9 protein-coding genes and 1 pseudogene are annotated in these 17,817 nt (G+C 73.8%); 1 reads left to right on the forward strand and 9 read right to left on the reverse strand.

Annotated features, from left to right (window positions below):
- The first annotated feature begins 107 nt into the window (after positions 1 to 107).
- The gene (locus tag EDD39_RS33860; protein ID WP_123563300.1) at positions 108 to 4,727 is read left to right on the forward strand and encodes an ATP-dependent helicase; all 4,620 of its coding nucleotides are present in this window, start codon (positions 108 to 110) and stop codon (positions 4,725 to 4,727) included.
- Positions 4,728 to 4,739: 12 nt separating this feature from the next.
- Here EDD39_RS33860 and EDD39_RS33865 read toward each other — a convergent pair whose 3' ends face one another.
- The 9 genes and pseudogenes from EDD39_RS33865 to EDD39_RS33905 form a co-directional block, all read right to left on the reverse strand.
- Positions 4,740 to 4,997 (reverse strand): hypothetical protein, encoded by a 258-nt coding sequence (locus EDD39_RS33865; protein WP_123563302.1) that lies wholly within the window; start codon positions 4,995 to 4,997, stop codon positions 4,740 to 4,742.
- Between the two features lie 52 nt (positions 4,998 to 5,049).
- Positions 5,050 to 5,418: a helix-turn-helix domain-containing protein gene (locus EDD39_RS33870; protein ID WP_030457965.1), complete on the reverse strand. Its 369-nt coding sequence runs from the start codon at positions 5,416 to 5,418 to the stop codon at positions 5,050 to 5,052.
- A 314-nt stretch (positions 5,419 to 5,732) separates the two neighbouring features.
- Positions 5,733 to 6,218 carry a CinA family protein gene (locus EDD39_RS33875; RefSeq protein ID WP_208765708.1) on the reverse strand — a complete coding sequence of 162 codons (486 nt, stop codon included), beginning with the start codon at positions 6,216 to 6,218 and terminating at the stop codon, positions 5,733 to 5,735.
- Positions 6,211 to 6,843 (reverse strand): CDP-diacylglycerol--glycerol-3-phosphate 3-phosphatidyltransferase, encoded by a 633-nt coding sequence (gene pgsA / locus EDD39_RS33880; RefSeq protein WP_123563304.1) that lies wholly within the window; start codon positions 6,841 to 6,843, stop codon positions 6,211 to 6,213. The genes EDD39_RS33875 and pgsA overlap by 8 nt, the downstream gene beginning before the upstream one ends.
- Positions 6,840 to 8,302 (reverse strand): annotated as a pseudogene (gene rimO / locus EDD39_RS33885) (30S ribosomal protein S12 methylthiotransferase RimO). The gene pgsA and the pseudogene rimO overlap by 4 nt, the downstream one beginning before the upstream one ends.
- Positions 8,303 to 8,384: 82 nt before the next feature.
- Positions 8,385 to 9,242, reverse strand: a complete 858-nt coding sequence (locus EDD39_RS33890; protein ID WP_123563306.1) for a helix-turn-helix domain-containing protein — start codon at positions 9,240 to 9,242, stop codon at positions 8,385 to 8,387.
- 185 nt (positions 9,243 to 9,427) lie between these two features.
- Positions 9,428 to 12,115: a DNA translocase FtsK gene (locus tag EDD39_RS33895; RefSeq protein WP_123563308.1), complete on the reverse strand. Its 2,688-nt coding sequence runs from the start codon at positions 12,113 to 12,115 to the stop codon at positions 9,428 to 9,430.
- Positions 12,116 to 12,236: 121 nt separating this feature from the next.
- On the reverse strand, positions 12,237 to 12,872 hold the full coding sequence (locus tag EDD39_RS33900; RefSeq protein WP_030457959.1) for a response regulator: 636 nt from the start codon (positions 12,870 to 12,872) through the stop codon (positions 12,237 to 12,239).
- A gap of 202 nt (positions 12,873 to 13,074) precedes the next feature.
- Positions 13,075 to 17,541 carry a HAMP domain-containing protein gene (locus EDD39_RS33905; protein WP_198544943.1) on the reverse strand — a complete coding sequence of 1,489 codons (4,467 nt, stop codon included), beginning with the start codon at positions 17,539 to 17,541 and terminating at the stop codon, positions 13,075 to 13,077.
- Positions 17,542 to 17,817: the final 276 nt, after the last annotated feature.

A 17,817-nucleotide genomic window follows, 5' to 3' on the forward strand; every position in this document is an offset into this window, starting at 1 on the left:
GGGTCCGGTTCCTCACGATATGAGCGATTTGTACGATTTGCTGCACGGGGTTGGGTCAGACGGTGACCGTTCCGTGACCTGTCAGCCTGTCGGGGCACCATGGGGGCATGGGCACCTCCGACGCTGATCCGCTGCAAGGCTTCGCCCCGGCCACCCGGGCCTGGTTCACCGGGGCGTTCGCCGCCCCCACCGAGGCGCAGTCCCGGGCCTGGGCGGCGATCCGGCTGGAGACGGACGTGCTGGTGGTCGCCCCGACCGGCTCCGGCAAGACGCTGGCGGCCTTCCTCTCCGCCCTGGACCGGCTGGCCGCCACCCCGCCCCCGGCCGACCCGAAGCGCCGCTGCCGGGTGCTCTACGTCTCCCCGCTGAAGGCCCTCGCGGTCGACGTGGAGCGCAACCTGCGCGCCCCGCTCACCGGCCTGCGGCAGGCCGGCGTCCGGCTGGGTCTGCCCGAGCCGGACGTCCGGGTCGGCATCCGCTCCGGCGACACCCCGGCCGCCGACCGCCGGAAGTTCGCCACCCACCCGCCGGACATCCTGATCACCACCCCCGAGTCGCTGTTCCTGCTGCTCACCTCCGCCGCCCGGGACGCCCTGCGCGGCATCGACACGGTGATCCTGGACGAGGTGCACGCGGTGGCCGGCACCAAGCGCGGCGCGCACCTGGCGCTCAGCCTGGAGCGCCTCGACGAGCTGCTGGACCGCCCGGCCCGCCGGATCGGCCTGTCCGCCACCGTCCGCCCGGTCGAGGAGGTCGCCCGCTACCTCAGCCCGCGGCGCGGCGCCGCGATCGTCCAGCCCGGCAGCGACAAGCGCTTCGACCTGTCCGTGGTGGTCCCCGTCCCGGACCTGGCCGACCTGCCCGCCGCGCCCGCCGAGGAGTCCGACCCGCAGCGGCAGTCCTCGATCTGGCCGCACGTCGAGGAGCGGATCGTCGACCTGGTCCAGGCGCACCGCTCGACCATCGTGTTCGCCAACTCCCGCCGGCTGGCCGAGCGGCTGTGCCACCGGCTGAACGAGATCGCCTACGAGCGGGCCACCGGCGCCCCGCTGCCCGAGGCGCACTCCCCCGCCGAGCTGATGGGCGGCTCGGGGGCCGCCGCGGGCGCCCCGCCGCTGCTCGCCCGGGCCCACCACGGCTCGGTCTCCAAGGAGCAACGGACCCTGGTGGAGGAGGAGTTGAAGGCCGGCCGGCTGCCCGCCGTGGTGGCCACCTCCAGCCTGGAGCTGGGCATCGACATGGGCGCCGTCGACCTGGTGGTGCAGGTCGAGTCCCCGCCCTCGGTGGCCTCCGGCCTGCAGCGGGTCGGCCGGGCCGGGCACCAGGTCGGCGCGGTCTCCCGGGGCGTGTTCTTCCCCAAGTACCGGGGAGACCTGGTGCAGTCCGCCGTGGTCACCGAGCGGATGCGCAGCGGCCGGATCGAGGCCCTGCGGGTGCCCCGCAACCCGCTGGACGTGCTGGCCCAGCAGCTGGTCGCGATCACCGCCCTGGACACCTGGGACGTGGACGAGCTGCTCGCCCTGTGCCGCCGCGCCGCGCCGTTCGCCACCCTCCCGCAGTCCGCGTTCGACGGCGTGCTGGACATGCTGGCCGGCCGCTACCCGTCCGACGCCTTCGCCGAACTGCGCCCCCGCCTGGTCTGGGACCGCGTCGCCGGCACCGTCACCGGCCGCCCCGGCGCCCAGCGGCTGGCCGTCACCTCCGGCGGCACCATCCCCGACCGCGGCCTGTTCGGCGTCTTCATCGCCGGGGCCACTGCATCTGATTCAAAAACGGGGAAGAAGGGCGGCGGCCGGGTCGGAGAGCTGGACGAGGAGATGGTCTACGAGTCCCGGGTCGGGGACGTCTTCACCCTGGGCACCACCTCCTGGCGGATCGAGGAGATCACCCACGACAAGGTGCTGGTCACCCCCGCCCCCGGCGTCCCCGGCCGGCTCCCGTTCTGGAAGGGCGACACCCTCGGCCGCCCGCTCGAACTCGGCCGCGCCGTGGGCGCGTTCGTCCGCGAGATCGGCGCCCTGGAGCCCGCCGGGGCCACCGCGCGCCTGCACGCGGCGGGCCTGGACGACTGGGCCGCCGCCAACCTGCTCGCCTACCTCGCCGAGCAGCGCGCGGCCTGCGGCCACCTGCCCGACGACCGCACCATCGTGGTCGAGCGCTTCCGCGACGAGCTCGGCGACTGGCGGATCGTCGTGCACTCCCCGTTCGGCGCCCAGGTGCACGCCCCGTGGGCCCTGGCCATCGGCGCCCGGCTGCGCGAGAAGCACGGCCTGGACCCGCAGGTGATGCACGCCGACGACGGCATCGTGCTGCGCCTGCCGGACGCCGACCTGCTGGCCGACTTCCCCTCCGCCGCGGCCGCGGCGCCCGCCGACGAGGCCCCGGTCGGCGCCGACGCCGCGGTCTTCGACGCCGCCGAGATCGAGCAGCTGGTCACCGACCAGGTCGGCGGCTCGGCCCTGTTCGCCGCCCGCTTCCGCGAGTGCGCCGGCCGCGCCCTGCTGCTGCCCCGCCGCAACCCCGGCAAGCGCACCCCGCTGTGGCAGCAGCGCCAGCGCGCCTCCCAACTCCTGGAGGTGGCCGCCGAGTACGGCTCCTTCCCGATCGTCCTGGAGGCCGTCCGCGAGTGCCTGCAGGACGTCTTCGACGTGCCCGGCCTGGTCGAGCTGATGGGAGACCTGGAGTCCCGCGCGGTCCGCCTGGTCGAGGTCACCACCCCCGAACCGTCCCCGTTCGCCCGCTCCCTGCTGTTCGGCTACGTCGCCCAGTTCCTGTACGAGGGCGACTCCCCGATCGCCGAACGCCGGGCCGCCGCCCTCGCGCTGGACTCCCGGCTGCTGTCCGAACTGCTCGGCCAGGCCGAGCTGCGCGAACTGCTCGACCCGCAGGTCCTCGCCGACCTGGAGGCCGAGCTCCAGCGCCGCACCCCCGAGCGCCGGATCAGGGACGCCGAGGGCGTCGCCGACGCGCTGCGCCTGCTCGGCCCGCTCGCCGAGGCCGAACTCGCCGAGCGCGGCGCCGAACCGCTCTGGGCGCTGGAGCTGGAGGCCGCCCGCCGGGCGATCCAGGTCCGGATCGGCGGCGCCCTGCGCTGGGCCGCGATCGAGGACGCCGGGCGGCTGCGCGACGCCCTGGGCACCCCGCTGCCGGTCGGCGTCCCCGAGGCGTTCACCGAGCCGGTCAAGGACCCGCTCGGCGACCTGCTGGCCCGGCACGCCCGCACCCACGGCCCGTTCACCGCGCAGGAGGCCGCCGAGCGCTTCGGCCTCGGCAGCGCCGTCGTCACCGGCACCCTGCACCGCCTCACCGCCGCCGGCCGCCTGGTCCAGGGCGAGTTCCGGCCCGACGGGACGGGCACCACCCCGGAGTGGTGCGACACCGAGGTGCTGCGCCGCCTGCGCCGCCGCTCGCTGGCCGCCCTGCGGCACGAGGTGGAGGCCGTCCCGCCGAAGGCCCTGGCCGCCTTCCTCCCGCAGTGGCAGCACCTGGCCGGGCACCGCCTGCGCGGCGCCGACGGCCTCTACCGGGTGGTCGAGCAGCTCCAGGGCACCGCGCTGCCCGCCTCCGCCCTGGAGAAGCTGGTGCTGCCCGCCCGGCTGTCCGACTACTCCCCCGCCCTGCTGGACGAGCTGATGGCGGCCGGCGAGGTCGGCTGGTCCGGCGCGGGCGCGCTGCCCGGCAAGGACGGCTGGATCAGCCTGCACCTGCCGGAGAACGCCCACCTGCTGCGCCCCGAGCCGCTCCCGCTCACCCCGGGCCCGGTGCACACCGCCCTGCTGGAGGCGCTGACCGGCGGCTACGGCGCGTTCTTCCGCCAGCTCGCCGAGCGCGTCCCGGACACCCCGGACGCCGAGATCGCCGATGCCCTGTGGGACCTGGTCTGGGCCGGGTACGTCACCAACGACACCCTGGCCCCGCTGCGCGGCCTGCTCGGCTCCGGCCGCACCGCCGGCGCCACCGCGCACCGCGCCCCGCGCGCCACCCCGCGCGGCCGCTACGGCGGCGCCGCCCGCGGCCTGGCCCGCCCGGCCTCCCGCACCGGCCCGCCGACCGCGGTCGGCCGCTGGTCGCTGCTGCCCGCCCTCGGCGGCGAGGCCACGGTGCGGGCCGCCGCCCGGGCGCAGGCCCTGCTGGACCGGCACGGCGTGCTGACCAGGGGCGCGGTGGCCACCGAGCGCGTCCCGGGCGGCTTCGCGGGCGTCTACCGGGTGCTGTCGGCGTTCGAGGAGCGCGGCCGGGCCCGCCGCGGGTACTTCGTCGAGGGCCTGGGCGGCGCCCAGTTCGCCATGGACGGCGCCGCGGACCGGCTGCGCTCGGTCAGCTCCCGGCTGGAGCGGACGGCGGGCGCCGAGTGGTCCGCCGAGCCCGCCGGGCAGGCCCCGCAGGCCCTGGTGCTGGCCGCCGCCGACCCGGCCAACGCGTACGGCGCGGCCCTGTCCTGGCCGGAGCCGCCCGCCGACACCGCGGCCGCCCACCGCCCGGCCCGCAAGGCCGGCGCGCTGGTCGCCCTGGTCGACGGCGAGCTGGTGCTGTACCTGGAGCGCGGCGGCAGGTCGCTGCTGGCCTGGCCCGCCGAGGGCCCCGCGCTGGACGCCGCCCTGGCCGCGCTGGCCGGTCCGCTCACCGTGGAGCGCGTCAACGGCCACCCCGCCCTCACCAGCCCCCTGGGCCCCCGGCTGGAAACGGCCGGTTTCCACCCCACCCCGAAGGGCTACCGGCTCCGGTAGCGGGGGCGCGCCTCACCCGCCCGGGGGAGCGTCCCCCGCGCCGGGCGGGCCGGGCCGCGGCAGGCCCGGGCCCGGTGCGGCCTCCTGCCGCGCGGGCTCGGGCACGGTCCTGGCGTGCACCGGGATCAGCCCCACGCCCCACCAGCCGGCCGCGAGCACGCCGAGGGCGGCACCGCCGTGTATCGCGGTGCCGCCCATCAGCAGCAGTATCAGGCCCAGGCCGACCAGTGCCGTCGCACCGAGCAGCAGCGCACTGCGCGCACTCCGCATCGTGGCCCTCCTTCACCCGGCGTCCCGCACCAGCGGGACGGTCGAGGTCCGGTCAGGCCGCCACCACGTCCATCGCCGCCTTGGGCGAGATGGACCCGGACCGGTCGACACCGGGCGCCGGCAGCGGAACCGGTTCGAGCACCGGCCTCAGCAGATCACCCTCCGAGAGTGTCGCCATCGCCGCAAGTTCGGCGAGCGACAGTTCGTCGCTGACCTCCCGCATGACCTCCGACATCCGCACGTCGAGCGCGTCGCAGATGGCGGAGAGCAGCTCGGAGGACGCCTCCTTCTGTCCCCGCTCGACCTCGGAGAGGTAACCGAGCGAAACCCTGGCGGCTGCCGACACCTCGCGGAGTGTGCGGCCCTGGCGCTGGCGCTGCCGACGCAGCACATCGCCCAACAGGCGACGGAGCAGGATCATCGGTGCCTCCCTCCTCGGACTGCGGATCGAGATGTCACGACCCCACCGTACCGCCTTGCCAGCATCCCGTGCCGGGACCGGGGTCGTGTTCACTCTGGGCTGCAAGGCGCCCCCTCCCTGTTTCTTCCCCTCCGGGGCCGTCGAACCACCCGTGACGGGCAGATGTCCGGCTCCGGACGCGCGGTCGACGCCGGGTCGACGCGCCTGCTCCCGGCCGGGGCGGCCCGACCGGAGCCTCCGGTGTAACACGTTCCCCCGCCGGGTGCGGCGGGTTCGCGGGTTTTCGGCGCACCGCACCGGGTCCTCGGCGAAGCTCAGACCTGCCCGGACGCCAGCCGCCGGAGCAGCAGCTCCAGCGCGGCGTCCACCGATCCGTGCCGGATCGTGTCACGCCCACCCGACAACCGGAGCGGGAGCGCTTCTGTTCCCGCCGGTCCGGCGAGCGCCACGTACACGGTGCCGACCGGCTGCCCGTCCTGCGGGTCGGGGCCGGCCACGCCGGTGGTGGCCAGCGCCCAGTCGGCCCCGAGCAGGCGGCGCACGCCCTCGGCCATCTGCCGGGCCACCACGGGGTGGACCGGGCCGTGCACGTCGAGCAGGCCCTCGTCGACGCCGAGCACGGAGGCCTTGAGGTCGGTGGCGTACGCGGTGACCGAGCCCCGGAACACCGCGGAGGCGCCGGGCACCCGGACCAGGGCGGCGGCCAGCAGGCCGCCGGTGAGCGACTCGGCGACGGCCAGGGTGGCGCCGTCGGCCTTCAGCGCGGCCAGCACCCGGGCGGCCGCGGCGCCCTCACTCACCGCGGCGCTCCCGGGCGATGCCCTCCCGGCGCAGCCGGACGGCCTGCAGCACGTAGTCGAGGCCGGTGGCCAGGGTGAGGAGCACCGCGACGCCCATCACCACGGCGCGGGCGGTGGCCAGCGGCCCGGTGAGCACCAGCACGTACATGCCGACCGCGGTGCCCTGGGCGAGCGTCTTGATCTTGCCGCCGCGGCTGGCCGGGATGACGGCGTAGCGGATCACCCAGAACCGCATCAGGGTGATGCCGAGCTCCCGGGCCAGGATCACCGCGGTGATCCACCAGGGCAGGTCGCCGAGCAGGGACAGGCCGATCAGGCCGGTGCCCATGATCGCCTTGTCGGCGATCGGGTCGGCGATCCGCCCGAAGTCGGTGACCAGGCCCTTGCGGCGGGCCAGCGCGCCGTCGAAGACGTCGGTGATCATCGCGATGGCGAAGGCCGCCCAGGCGAGGGCCCGCCACTTGGGGTCGTGGCCGCCGCCGGCGAACAGCAGCGCGGCGAAGACCGGGACGAGCACCAGCCGGAACATGGTCAGCACGTTGGCGATGTTCCACAGGCCGGGCTCCGGCGGGACCGCGGCCGGGGTCGGCCGGGTGGCGGCCGGGGCCCCCGGCCCCTTGGTCATACGTCGGCTCCGGCGGGCTGCGGGACCTCGATCGCCTCGGCGATCAGGTCGACGCCTTCGGTGCCCGTCACGGTGGCCCGGTAGAACCGGCCGACCACCGCGTCCGGGGCTCCGAGCAGGGTGGTCAGGCCGTCGGTCTCCGGGGCCTGGTGGACGGCCCGGCCCTCCACCACCCCGTCCTCGACGGACTCGACGAGGACGGTGACCTCGCTGCCGATCCGCTGCTCGGCGCGCTGCGCGGTGAGCTCCTCGGCGAGCTTGGAGAGCCGGGCGACCCGGTCGTCGACCACGTCCTGGTCGAGCTTGCCGTCGTAGCCGGCGGCCTCGGTGCCGTCCTCGTCGGAGTAGCCGAACACGCCGATGGCGTCGAGGCCGGCGTGGGTGATGAACCGTTCCAGCTCCGCGTAGTCCTCCTCGGTCTCGCCGGGGAAGCCCACGATGAAGTTGGAGCGGGCGCCGGCCTCGGGGGCCTTGGCCCGGATCGACTCCAGCAGGCCGAGGAACTGCTCGGTGGAGCCGAAGCGGCGCATCCGGCGCAGCACGGCGGGCGCGGAGTGCTGGAAGGACAGGTCGAAGTACGGGACGACCTTGTCGGTGCCGGTCATCACGTCGATCAGGCCGGGGCGCATCTCGGCGGGCTGCAGGTAGCTGACCCTGACCCGCTCGATGCCCTCGACCGCGGCGATCTCGGTGAGCAGGGTCTCCAGCAGGCGGATGTCGCCGAGGTCCTTGCCGTAGGAGGTGTTGTTCTCGGAGACCAGGGCGACCTCGCGCACGCCCTGCCCGGCCAGCCAGACCGCCTCGTTCAGCACGTCGCTGGGTCGGCGGGAGACGAAGGAGCCGCGGAAGGCCGGGATGGCGCAGAACGAGCAGCGGCGGTCGCAGCCGGAGGCGAGCTTGATCGAGGCGACCGGGGCGTCGTCCAGCCGCTTGCGCAGGGTGCGCGGGCCGGAGGCGGGGGCGACGCCGTCGGGGAGGTCCGCGGGGGCGCCGTGGCCGGGGAGGGCGATCGCGGCGGCCGCGGCCTGCCGCTCGACCGGGGTGAGCGGGAGCAGCTTGCGGCGGTCCCGGGGGTGTGGGCCTCGACGTGGCCGCCGGAGAGGATGGTGTTCAGGCGGTTGGAGATGTCGGCGTAGTCGTCGAAGCCGAGCACGCCGTCGGCCTCGGGGAGGGCGTCGGCGAGTTCCTTGCCGTAGCGCTCGGCCATGCAGCCGACGGCGACCACGGCCTGGGTGCGGCCGTGCCCCTTGAGGTCGTTGGCCTCCAGCAGGGCGTCGACGGAGTCCTTCTTGGCGGCCTCGACGAACCCGCAGGTGTTGACGACGGCGACGTCGGCCTCGCTGGCGTCGTCGACCAGCCGCCAGCCGTCGGCCTCGAGTCGCCCGGCGAGTTCCTCGGAGTCGACCTCGTTGCGGGCGCATCCGAGCGTGACCAGGGCGACAGTGCGGGTTTCAGGCATGACGCCAAGATTAACGCGCGCCCCCCGGTGGAGTTCCCCCCGGAGGGCGCGCGCGTTGCTTCGGCGGGCGGATCGTCCCGGTTCAGCCCGCCTGCGGGTCCCCGGGGGTGTAGGCGAGGTGCACGACCTGGCCGTCCTGGCCGGCCGGGCCGAGGTCCTTGCCGTTGACGAACAGGTGGACGGCCCCGGCGTTGCCGATCACCAGGGTGATCTTCTTGCCGTCGGTGAAGGTCTGGTCCTGGCCGGCTTCCAGGTTGTTGGAGTACAGCGACTTGCCGTTGCCGTCCTTGGCGGTCACCCAGCTCTTGTCCTGCCCGGCGACCAGCTTGACGGTGACCTTGTCGGCGGGCGCGGCGGCGATCGCGGCGACGCTGCTCTCGGGGGCCGGCGGCTGGGCGGACGGGGAGGTGGTGGCGGGGGCGGAGACGCCGGAGGGCAGCGGGGCGCTGGCCGCGCCGGGCTGGTCGCCGCCGGAGGACGAGGAGCCGACCAGGTTGTAGCCGATCAGCGCGACCACGGCGACGATCGCCACCACCATCGCGGCGGTCCAGTTCGGGCGGTTGTGGTCCTTGACCTTGATCGGGCCGGAGTCGAGCAGTTGTCCAGCGGTCGGCGAGGGCGCGCCGCCGTGCTCGGCGTCGTAGCGGGCGACCAGCGCCTCGCCGTCCAGGCCGACCTCGCGGGCCAGCAGCCGCAGGTGGCCGCGGGCGTAGAAGGCGCCGCCGCAGCGGTCGAAGTCGTCGGACTCGACGGCGTGCACGATCGGCACCCGGATCCTGGTCCGGGTGCTCACCTGGTCGACCGTCAGGCCGGCGTCGATCCGGGCCCTGGCGAGCATCCGCCCGATGCTCGGCCCGCCGGTGGTACGGCTCGACTCCTCGGCGGCGGCGGGCGCGGAGGAGTCGGGGGCGGAGCTGTGGGGGGACTTGCCGATGGTCACTGGGCACGCCTTTCGAGCGGAGGCCACCTGCTGAAGCACCAGTCTAGGGGTGGGGGCGGAACGTTTCTCAACCGGAGGGGGCCCGAACGTGCCACAGTCTCGCAACAGAAGTTGACGCGCGCTCACCGCGCTTTCCGGCCACCGCCCCGCCCCGCCGGGCGACCGGCGGGGCGGGGGGAGGGAGCTCAGCCGCGCAGGGTGACCAGCACGCCGTCCAGCTCGTCGGGCTTGATCAGCACGTCGCGGGCCTTGGAGCCCTCGCTGGGGCCGACGATGCCGCGGGACTCCATCAGGTCCATCAGCCGGCCGGCCTTGGCGAAGCCGACCCGGAGCTTGCGCTGGAGCATCGAGGTCGAGCCGAACTGGGTGGTGACGACCAGTTCGGCGGCCTGGATCAGCAGGTCGAGGTCGTCGCCGATCTCCTCGTCGATCTCCTTCTTGGGGCCGCCGCCGACCACCACGTCGTCGCGGTAGCGGGCGGTCAGCTGGTCCTTGCAGTGCTGGACGATCTTGGCGATCTCCGCCTCGGTGACGAACGCGCCCTGCATCCGGACCGGCTTGGAGGCGCCCATCGGCAGGAACAGCGCGTCGCCCTTGCCGATCAGCTTCTCGGCGCCGGGCTGGTCGAGGATGACCCGGGAGTCGGCCATCGCCGAGGTGGCGAAGGCCAGCCGGGACGGCACGTTGGCCTTGATCAGGCCGGTGACCACGTCCACCGAGGGGCGCTGGGTGGCCAGCACCAGGTGGATGCCGGCGGCCCGGGCGAGCTGGGTGATCCGGACCACCGAGTCCTCGACGTCGCGCGGGGCGACCATCATCAGGTCGGCCAGCTCGTCGACGATCACCAGCAGGTACGGGTAGGGCGCCAGTTCGCGCTCGCTGCCCAGTGGCGGCTGCACGGTGCCGGCCCGGACGGCGGCGTTGAAGTCGTCGACGTGCCGGAAGCCGTAGGCCGCCAGGTCGTCGTAGCGCATGTCCATCTCGCGGACCACCCACTGGAGGGCCTCGGCGGCCTTCTTCGGGTTGGTGATGATCGGCGTGATCAGGTGCGGGATGCCCTCGTAGGCGGTCAGTTCGACCCGCTTGGGGTCGACCAGCACCATCCGGACCTCGTCGGGGGTGGCGCGCACCAGCACCGAGGTGATCAGGCAGTTGATGCAGGAGGACTTGCCCGCGCCGGTGGCGCCGGCCACCAGGACGTGCGGCATCTTCGCCAGGTTGGCCATCACGGTGTGGCCCTCGACGTCCTTGCCCATGCCGACCACCATCGGGTGGGTGTCCTCGGCGGCGGCGCGCGAGCGCAGCAGGTCGCCGAGGGTGACCATCTCCCGGTCCCGGTTGGGGATCTCCACGCCGACCGCGGACTTGCCGGGGATCGGCGAGATGATCCGCACGTCGGGGGTGGCCACCGCGTAGGCGATGTTCTTGGCCAGCGCGGTGATCCGCTCGACCTTCACGGCCGGGCCGAGCTCGACCTCGTAGCGGGTCACCGTCGGGCCGCGGGTGAAGCCGGTGACCCGCGCGTCGACCTTGAACTCGGTGAACACGCCGCTGAGTTGGGCCACCACGTCATCGTTGATCTGGGACCGGGCCTTGCCGGGGGCGCCGCGCTCCAGCAGGTCGAGGGAGGGCAGCGCGTAGTCGCCGCCGCCGGAGAGCTGGAGCTGTTCCATCCGGGCCGGGGCCGCGCCGTGGCCCTCGGGGGCGTCGGCGGCCCGGGCGGCGGGCACCTCCGGCGTCCAGGGCTCCTCGGGCGGGGCGGTGTTGTCCTTGACCTGGCCGATCATGCTGGCCACCGCGGGCGAGCCGGGCACCCCGTACAGCAGCGCGCCGTCCAGGTCGGCGGCGACGCCGGCCGCCAGGTCGCGGGTCTGGTACGGGTCCTTCTCGAACGAGAGCGGCTCGGCGGCCTCCGTGACCTCGACGTCGTCGTCGGCCTTGCGGCGGCGGCGCTTGCGGCGGGCGGAGAGCTCGTCGCCCTCGATGGTGATCGGCAGCGCGTCCGGGTCGGCGTCCTCGGGCGGGGCGGTGGAGTAGGCGCGCTCGGCGTCGGACGCCCCGGCCTCCTCCGGATCCAGCTCGCCGGGCAGCGGCTCGACCACGCCCAGGCGCACGCCGAGCAGCCGCAGCCGCTCGGGGATCCGGTTGACGGGGGTGGCGGTGACCACCAGCAGGCCGAAGAAGGCGACCAGCAGCAGCAGCGGGACGGCCAGCGGCGGGCCGGCCGCGGCCATCATCGGGGTGGACACGGCCCAGCCGATCAGGCCGCCGGCCTGCCGGATCCTCGTCGCGCCGGCGCCCATCGCGGGCGCCCCGCAGCCGATGTGCACCAGGCCCAGCACGCCGACCACCAGGGTGCTCAGGCCGATCGCTATCCGGCCGTTGGCCTCCGGGAGTTCGGGGTGGCGCATCAGCCGGACGGCGAGCGCGCCGAACAGGAACGGCACCAGCACGTCGAGCCGGCCGAACAGGCCGGAGACCACGTTGGTGGCGGCCTCGCCGAGCCAGCCCTGCGGGCTGAACCACGTCCCGGCGGCGGTCACCAGGGCGAGTGCCAGCAGCAGCAGCGCCACGCCGTCCTTGCGGTGCTCGGGGTGCAGGTTGCGGGCGCCGTGGCCGAAGCCGCGGAACACCGCGCCCACCGAGTGCGCCAGGCCCAGCCACAGGGCCCGGACGGCCCGGAAGAGTATCGGCCGCTTCGGCGGGGGCGGCGGGGGCGGGGCGACGGCCTTCCTGGCCGGCGCGGCCTTCTTCGCCGGGGCCTTCTTGGCGGGGGCGGCCTTCTTCGCCGCGGCCTTCTTGGCTGGCGCGCCCTTGGCCGGCCCGGGCTTGCTGGTGCGTGCGGCGGCGCTTCCGGGCGTTCGTGTGGCCATGGGGGGCAGCCTACCGGCGCGCCCGGGCCGCGGACATGCGCGGGCGCACTTCGGCGGGTTGTGTCGCCGACGCGCCGTCAGCCGCCCGGGAACCACCCGGACGGGCGACGCCGACGACCCGTCAGTTCGCGCCGGGGCGCAGCGCGTCCAGCGCCCCGCGCAGGCCCGCGATCTTCCGCTCCAGGTGCGCTGCGGTCGCCGCGGCGCCGCTGTCGGAGCCCGCGTCGAGCTGCTTGGTGAGCGCCTCGGCCTGCTCCTCGACGGCGGCCAGCCGGGCCGACAGCTCGCCGAGCAGCGCCCCGCCGATGGCCGGCTCCGCGCCCGCCTCCAGCTGCAGGCGCAGCAGTGCGGCCTGCTCCTTGAGCTGGGTGTTCTTCTGGTACAGGTCGACGAAGACGGAGACCTTGGCCCGCAGCACCCACGGGTCGAAGGGCTTGGAGATGTAGTCGACCGCACCGGCCGCGTAGCCGCGGAAGGTGTGGTGCGGGCCGTGGTTGATCGCGGTCAGGAAGATGATCGGGATGTCCCTGGTCCGCTCCCGGCGCTTGATGTGCGCGGCGGTCTCGAACCCGTCCATGCCGGGCATCTGGACATCCAGCAGGATGACCGCGAAGTCGTCGGTGAGCAGAGCTTTGAGCGCTTCCTCGCCGGAGGAGGCGCGCACCAGGGTCTGGTCGAGCGCGGAGAGGATCGCCTCGAGGGCGAGCAGGTTCTCCGGACGGTCGTCGACCAGGAGGATCTTCGCCTTCTGCACCAGGACCCGCCCTCCTGCCGGTTGTTTCCCGAGGGCCGGCACCTTCGTGCCGCCCATCACTGCCCCGGTCATGCTAGCCGTACCCCCTTGCCTGCCACAGGCCCGGTGCCGGGCGTCACCGTACGGTCACTGTTGGCAACGACGGGTGACCTTACCGGGTTCCCGCCCGCGGGGGCCAGCCGGAGCGGGCCCCCGCGGGCGGCGGTCACCTGACAGGCAGGTGCTGGCGCATCACCGCCAGCAGGTGGTCGGTCTCCACCGGCTTGGTGATGTGGTCGGTGGCGCCCGCCTGGAGGCTCTTCTCGCGGTCGCCCTTCATCGCCTTGGCGGTCAGCGCGATGATCGGCAGGCCGGAGAACCGGGGCATCCGGCGGATCTGCTCGGTGGTCGCGTAGCCGTCCAGCTCGGGCATCATGATGTCCATCAGCACCAGGGCGACCTCCTCGTGCTGCTCGAGCATCTCGATGCCCTCGCGGCCGTTCTCGGCGTACAGCACGGTCAGGCCGTACTGCTCCAGCACGCTGGTGAGGGCGAACACGTTGCGGATGTCGTCGTCGACGATCAGCACCCGCTCGCCGTCGAAGCGCGGCGGGGCCGCGGTGGCGGGGCGGGACGGCTCGCCCTGGCGCGGGACGGTCTCCTCGGCGGGGCGGGGGGCCTCGGCGGGGCGGCGGCGCTCGGCGGTGGAGCGGCGGCGCTCCTCGACCAGGCCGCGGGCCTCCTGGGTCCACTGCTCGGCGGGCGTGCGGGGCGCTTCGAGGGCGCGCGGGGCGCCTCCGCGCTCCAGGGTGACCGGCTCGGGGCCCTCGCTGCGCAGCGGCAGGTAGAGGGTGAAGGCGGAGCCGCGGCCCAGTTCGCTCTCGACGTGGATCTCGCCGCCGAGCAGCCGGGCGATCTCCCGGCTGATCGACAGGCCCAGGCCGGTGCCGCCGTACTTGCGGCTGGTGCCGCCGTCGGCCTGCTTGAACGCCTCGAAGATCTCCCGGAGCTTGTTGCCGGGGATGCCGATGCCGGTGTCGGAGACCGAGAAGGCGATCAGCGGCTCGTCCGGGTCGGCCATGGTGCCGGACTCCAGCAGCTGCTCGCGCACGTGCTGCGGGATCTCCGCCCCGGCCACCGGGCGGATCATCAGCTCGACCGCGCCGGCGTCGGTGAACTTCACCGCGTTGGACAGCAGGTTGCGCAGCACCTGCTGGAGGCGCTGCTCGTCGGTGTGCAGGGTGACCGGCAGGTCCGGGGAGACCCGGACCGCGAAGTCCAGGTTCTTCTCGGCGGCCAGCGGCCGGAACGCGGCCTCCACGTAGTCGACCAGCTGGACCAGCGCGATCCGGGCCGGGCGGACGTCCATCTTGCCCGCCTCGACCTTGGACAGGTCGAGGATGTCGTTGATCAGCTGGAGCAGGTCGCTGCCCGCGCCGTGGATCGTCTCGGCGAACTCGACCTGCTTGGCCGACAGGTTGCCCTCGTTGTTGTCGGAGAGCAGCTTGGCCAGGATCAGCAGCGAGTTGAGCGGGGTGCGCAGCTCGTGCGACATGTTGGCGAGGAACTCGCTCTTGTAGCGGGAGGCCAGCGCGAGCTGCTCGGCGCGCTCCTCGAGGATCTGCCGGGCCTCCTCGATCTCGCTGTTCTTGATCTCGATGTCGCGGTTCTGCTGGGCGAGCTGCTCGGCCTTCTCCTGCAGCTCCTCGTTGGTGCGCTCCAGCTCCTCCTGGCGGGCCTCCAACTCGGCGGAGCGCATGGAGAGTTCGGCAGTCAGCCGCTGGGACTCCAGCAGCAGGCCCTCGGTCTTGGTGTTGACCGAGATGGTGTTGACGGTGACGCCGATCTGGTCGGCGATCTGGTTGAGGAAGTCCAGCGCGACGGTGGTGAAGCTGGAGAAGGTGGCGAGTTCGATCACGCCGAGCAGCCGGCCCTCGAACAGCACCGGCATCACCACCACGTGCGCCGGGGAGGACTCGCCGAGGCCGGAGGAGATCTTCAGGTAGCCGGGCGGGGTCTCCTTGAGCACGATCGGCCGCTTCTCCACCGCGGCCTGCCCGATCAGGCCCTCGCCGAGCCGGAAGGTGGTGGGCATGGTGCGCCGGTGGTAGCCGTAGGAGCCGATCAGGCGCAGCACGATGTCGTTCTCGTCGTCGTCCTCGGTGACGAGTTCGGCGGTGCGCCCGGCGGGCTGGGCGAGGAAGAAGGCGCCGTGCTGGGCGGAGACCACCGGGGTCAGCTCGCTCATGATCAGCGAGGCGACGGCGGAGAGGTCGCGGCGGCCCTGCAGCATGCCGGACATCCGGGCCAGGTTGGACTTGAGCCAGTCCTGTTCCTTGTTGGTGCGGGTGGTCTCGCGCAGGTTGGCGATCATCTGGTTGATGTTGTCCTTGAGCTCGTCGAGCTCGCCGGACGCGTCCACGTTGATCCGGGGCGACAGGTCGCCGCGGGTGACGGCGGTGGCGACCTGGGCGATCGCGCGCACCTGCCGGGTCAGGTTGTTGGCGAGTTCGTTCACCGACTCGGTGAGGTCCTGCCAGGTGCCGGCCACGCCGGGGACCCGGGCCTGGCCGCCGAGGCGGCCGTCGGTGCCGACCTCGCGGGCGACCCGGGTGACCTCGTCGGCGAAGGCGCCGAGCTGGTCGACCATGGTGTTGATGCTGGTCTTCAGTTCGAGGATCTCGCCGCGGGCGTCGACGTCGATCTTCTGCGACAGGTCGCCGCGGGCCACCGCGGTGATGACGAGGGCGATGTTGCGGACCTGGCCGGTGAGGTTGTTGGCCATCAGGTTGACGTTCTCGGTCAGGTCCTTCCAGATCCCGGCGACGCCCGGCACGCTGGCCTGGCCGCCCAGGATGCCGTCGGTGCCCACCTCGCGGGCGACGCGGGTGACTTCGACGGCGAAGGCCGACAGCTGGTCGACCATGGTGTTCAGGGTGTCGGCGAGCGCGGCGACCTCGCCGGCCGCGTCGATGGCGATCTTCTTGGACAGGTCGCCGCGGGCCACCGCGGCCGCCACCTCGGCGATGTTGCGGACCTGGCTGGTCAGGTTGGACGCCATCAGGTTCACGTTGTCGGTCAGGTCGCGCCAGATGCCGGCCACGCCGGGGACCCGGGCCTGCCCGCCGAGCCGGCCGTCGGTACCCACCTCGCGGGAGACCCGGGTGACCTCGTCGGCGAACGCGGACAGCTGCTCGACCATGGTGTTGACGGTGGTGACGAGTTCGCGGATCTCGCCCTTCGCGTCGACGGTGATCTTCTTGGAGACGTCGCCGCGGGCCACCGCGGTGGTCACCTCCGCGATCGAACGCACCTGGCTGGTCAGGTTGTTGGCCATCAGGTTCACCGAGTTGGTGAGGTCCTTCCAGGTGCCGGAGACCCCGGGCACGCTGGCCTGGCCGCCCAGGATGCCCTCGGTGCCGACGTCCCGGGCGACCCGGGTCACCTCGTCCGCGAACGCCGAGAGCTGGTCGACCATCGTGTTGATGGTGTTCTTCAGCTCCAGGATCTCGCCCCGCGCGTCGACCTGGATCTTCTGCGACAGGTCGCCCTTGGCGACCGCGGTGGTGACCTGCGCGATGCCGCGGACCTGGCTGGTCAGGTTGTTCGCCATCGAGTTGACGTTCTCGGTCAGGTCCTTCCAGACGCCGGCCACGCCGGGCACCTGGGCCTGCCCGCCGAGGATGCCCTCGGTGCCCACCGCGCGCGCCACCCGGGTCACCTGCTCGGCGAACCCGGACAGCTGGTCGACCATCGTGTTGATGGTGTTCTTCAGCTCCAGGATCTCGCCCCGGGCGTCCACCTCGATCTTGCGCGACAGGTCGCCGAGCGCGACCGCGGTGGTCACCTCGGCGATGTTGCGGACCTGCGCGGTCAGGTTGGCGGCCATGAAGTTCACCGAGTCGGTGAGGTCGCGCCACACGCCGGCCACGCCCGACACCTGCGCCTGGCCGCCCAGCCGCCCCTCGGTGCCCACGTCGCGGGCCACCGTGGTGACCTGCGCGGCGAACGAGTTGAGCTGGTCCACCATCGTGTTGACGGTGTTCTTCAGCTCCAGCATCTCGCCGTCGACGTCGACGGTGACCTTGCGCGACAGGTCGCCGCGGGCCACCGCGGTGGTCACCTCGGCGATGTTGCGGACCTGCGCGGTCAGCCGGCCGGCCATGGTGTTGACCGAGTCCGACAGGTCCTTCCAGGAGCCGGAGACGCTGCGCACCCGGGCCTGGCCGCCGAGCTTGCCCTCGGTGCCGACCTCGATCGCCACCCGGGTCACCTCGTCGGTGAACTCCGACAGCTGGTCGACCAGGCCGTTGACGGTCCGGCCGACCTTCAGGAACTCGCCGCGCAACGGGTAGCTCGCGCCGGTGGTGTGCACCGACCGCAGCTCCATGGTCTGGGTCAGGTCGCCCTCGGCGATCGAGCCCAGCACCCGGCCGACCTCGGCCATCGGCCGGGCCAGGTCGTCGATCAGCGCGTTGCAGTTGTCGACGGCCGCCATCCAGGCGCCCTCGCCGACCCCGGTCTCCAGCCGCTCCGAGAGCCGGCCCTCGCGGCCCACCGCCCGCCGCACCCGGGCCAGTTCACCGGTGAGGTGCTGGTTGCGCTCGGCGACCTCGTTGAACACCGCGGCGATCTCCGCCAGCAGGCCGTCACCGGGGAAGGTCAGCCGGCGGCGGAAGTTGCCGTCCCGCATCGCGGTCAGCGCGGTCAGCAGCTTGCGCAGCTCCGCGGGCTCCGCGCCGCGCCCCGGCCCCGGGCGCCGCCCGCCGCCGGCCCGCGACGGCGGCACCGGGCGGGCGCCGCGCGCAGCGGCGGTCGTCGTACCGGACACGTCCTTGGTCGCCGAACTCAACGGGGCCCTCCCAGGTCCTGACTCGGTTCACCGCCGCGGGAGGATCGGCGTCCGGCCGGTCGGCTCCCGCGCCGTCCCTGTCGACCGTACTGCGGCGGTGACGGCACGCGGACCCCC

This window comes from Kitasatospora cineracea, assembly GCF_003751605.1.
Classification (GTDB): domain Bacteria; phylum Actinomycetota; class Actinomycetes; order Streptomycetales; family Streptomycetaceae; genus Kitasatospora; species Kitasatospora cineracea.

What these genes read in the sequence shown, in the direction of transcription:
- EDD39_RS33905 (WP_198544943.1), bottom strand. Translation starts at nt 17,541, where the DNA reads ATGCGGGACGGCAACTTCCGCCGCCGGCTGACCTTCCCCGGTGACGGC.
- pgsA (WP_123563304.1), bottom strand. Translation starts at nt 6,843, where the DNA reads ATGACCAAGGGGCCGGGGGCCCCGGCCGCCACCCGGCCGACCCCGGCC.
- EDD39_RS33895 (WP_123563308.1), bottom strand. Translation starts at nt 12,115, where the DNA reads ATGGCCACACGAACGCCCGGAAGCGCCGCCGCACGCACCAGCAAGCCC.
- EDD39_RS33865 (WP_123563302.1), bottom strand. Translation starts at nt 4,997, where the DNA reads ATGCGGAGTGCGCGCAGTGCGCTGCTGCTCGGTGCGACGGCACTGGTC.
- EDD39_RS33860 (WP_123563300.1), top strand. Translation starts at nt 108, where the DNA reads ATGGGCACCTCCGACGCTGATCCGCTGCAAGGCTTCGCCCCGGCCACC.
- EDD39_RS33870 (WP_030457965.1), bottom strand. Translation starts at nt 5,418, where the DNA reads ATGATCCTGCTCCGTCGCCTGTTGGGCGATGTGCTGCGTCGGCAGCGC.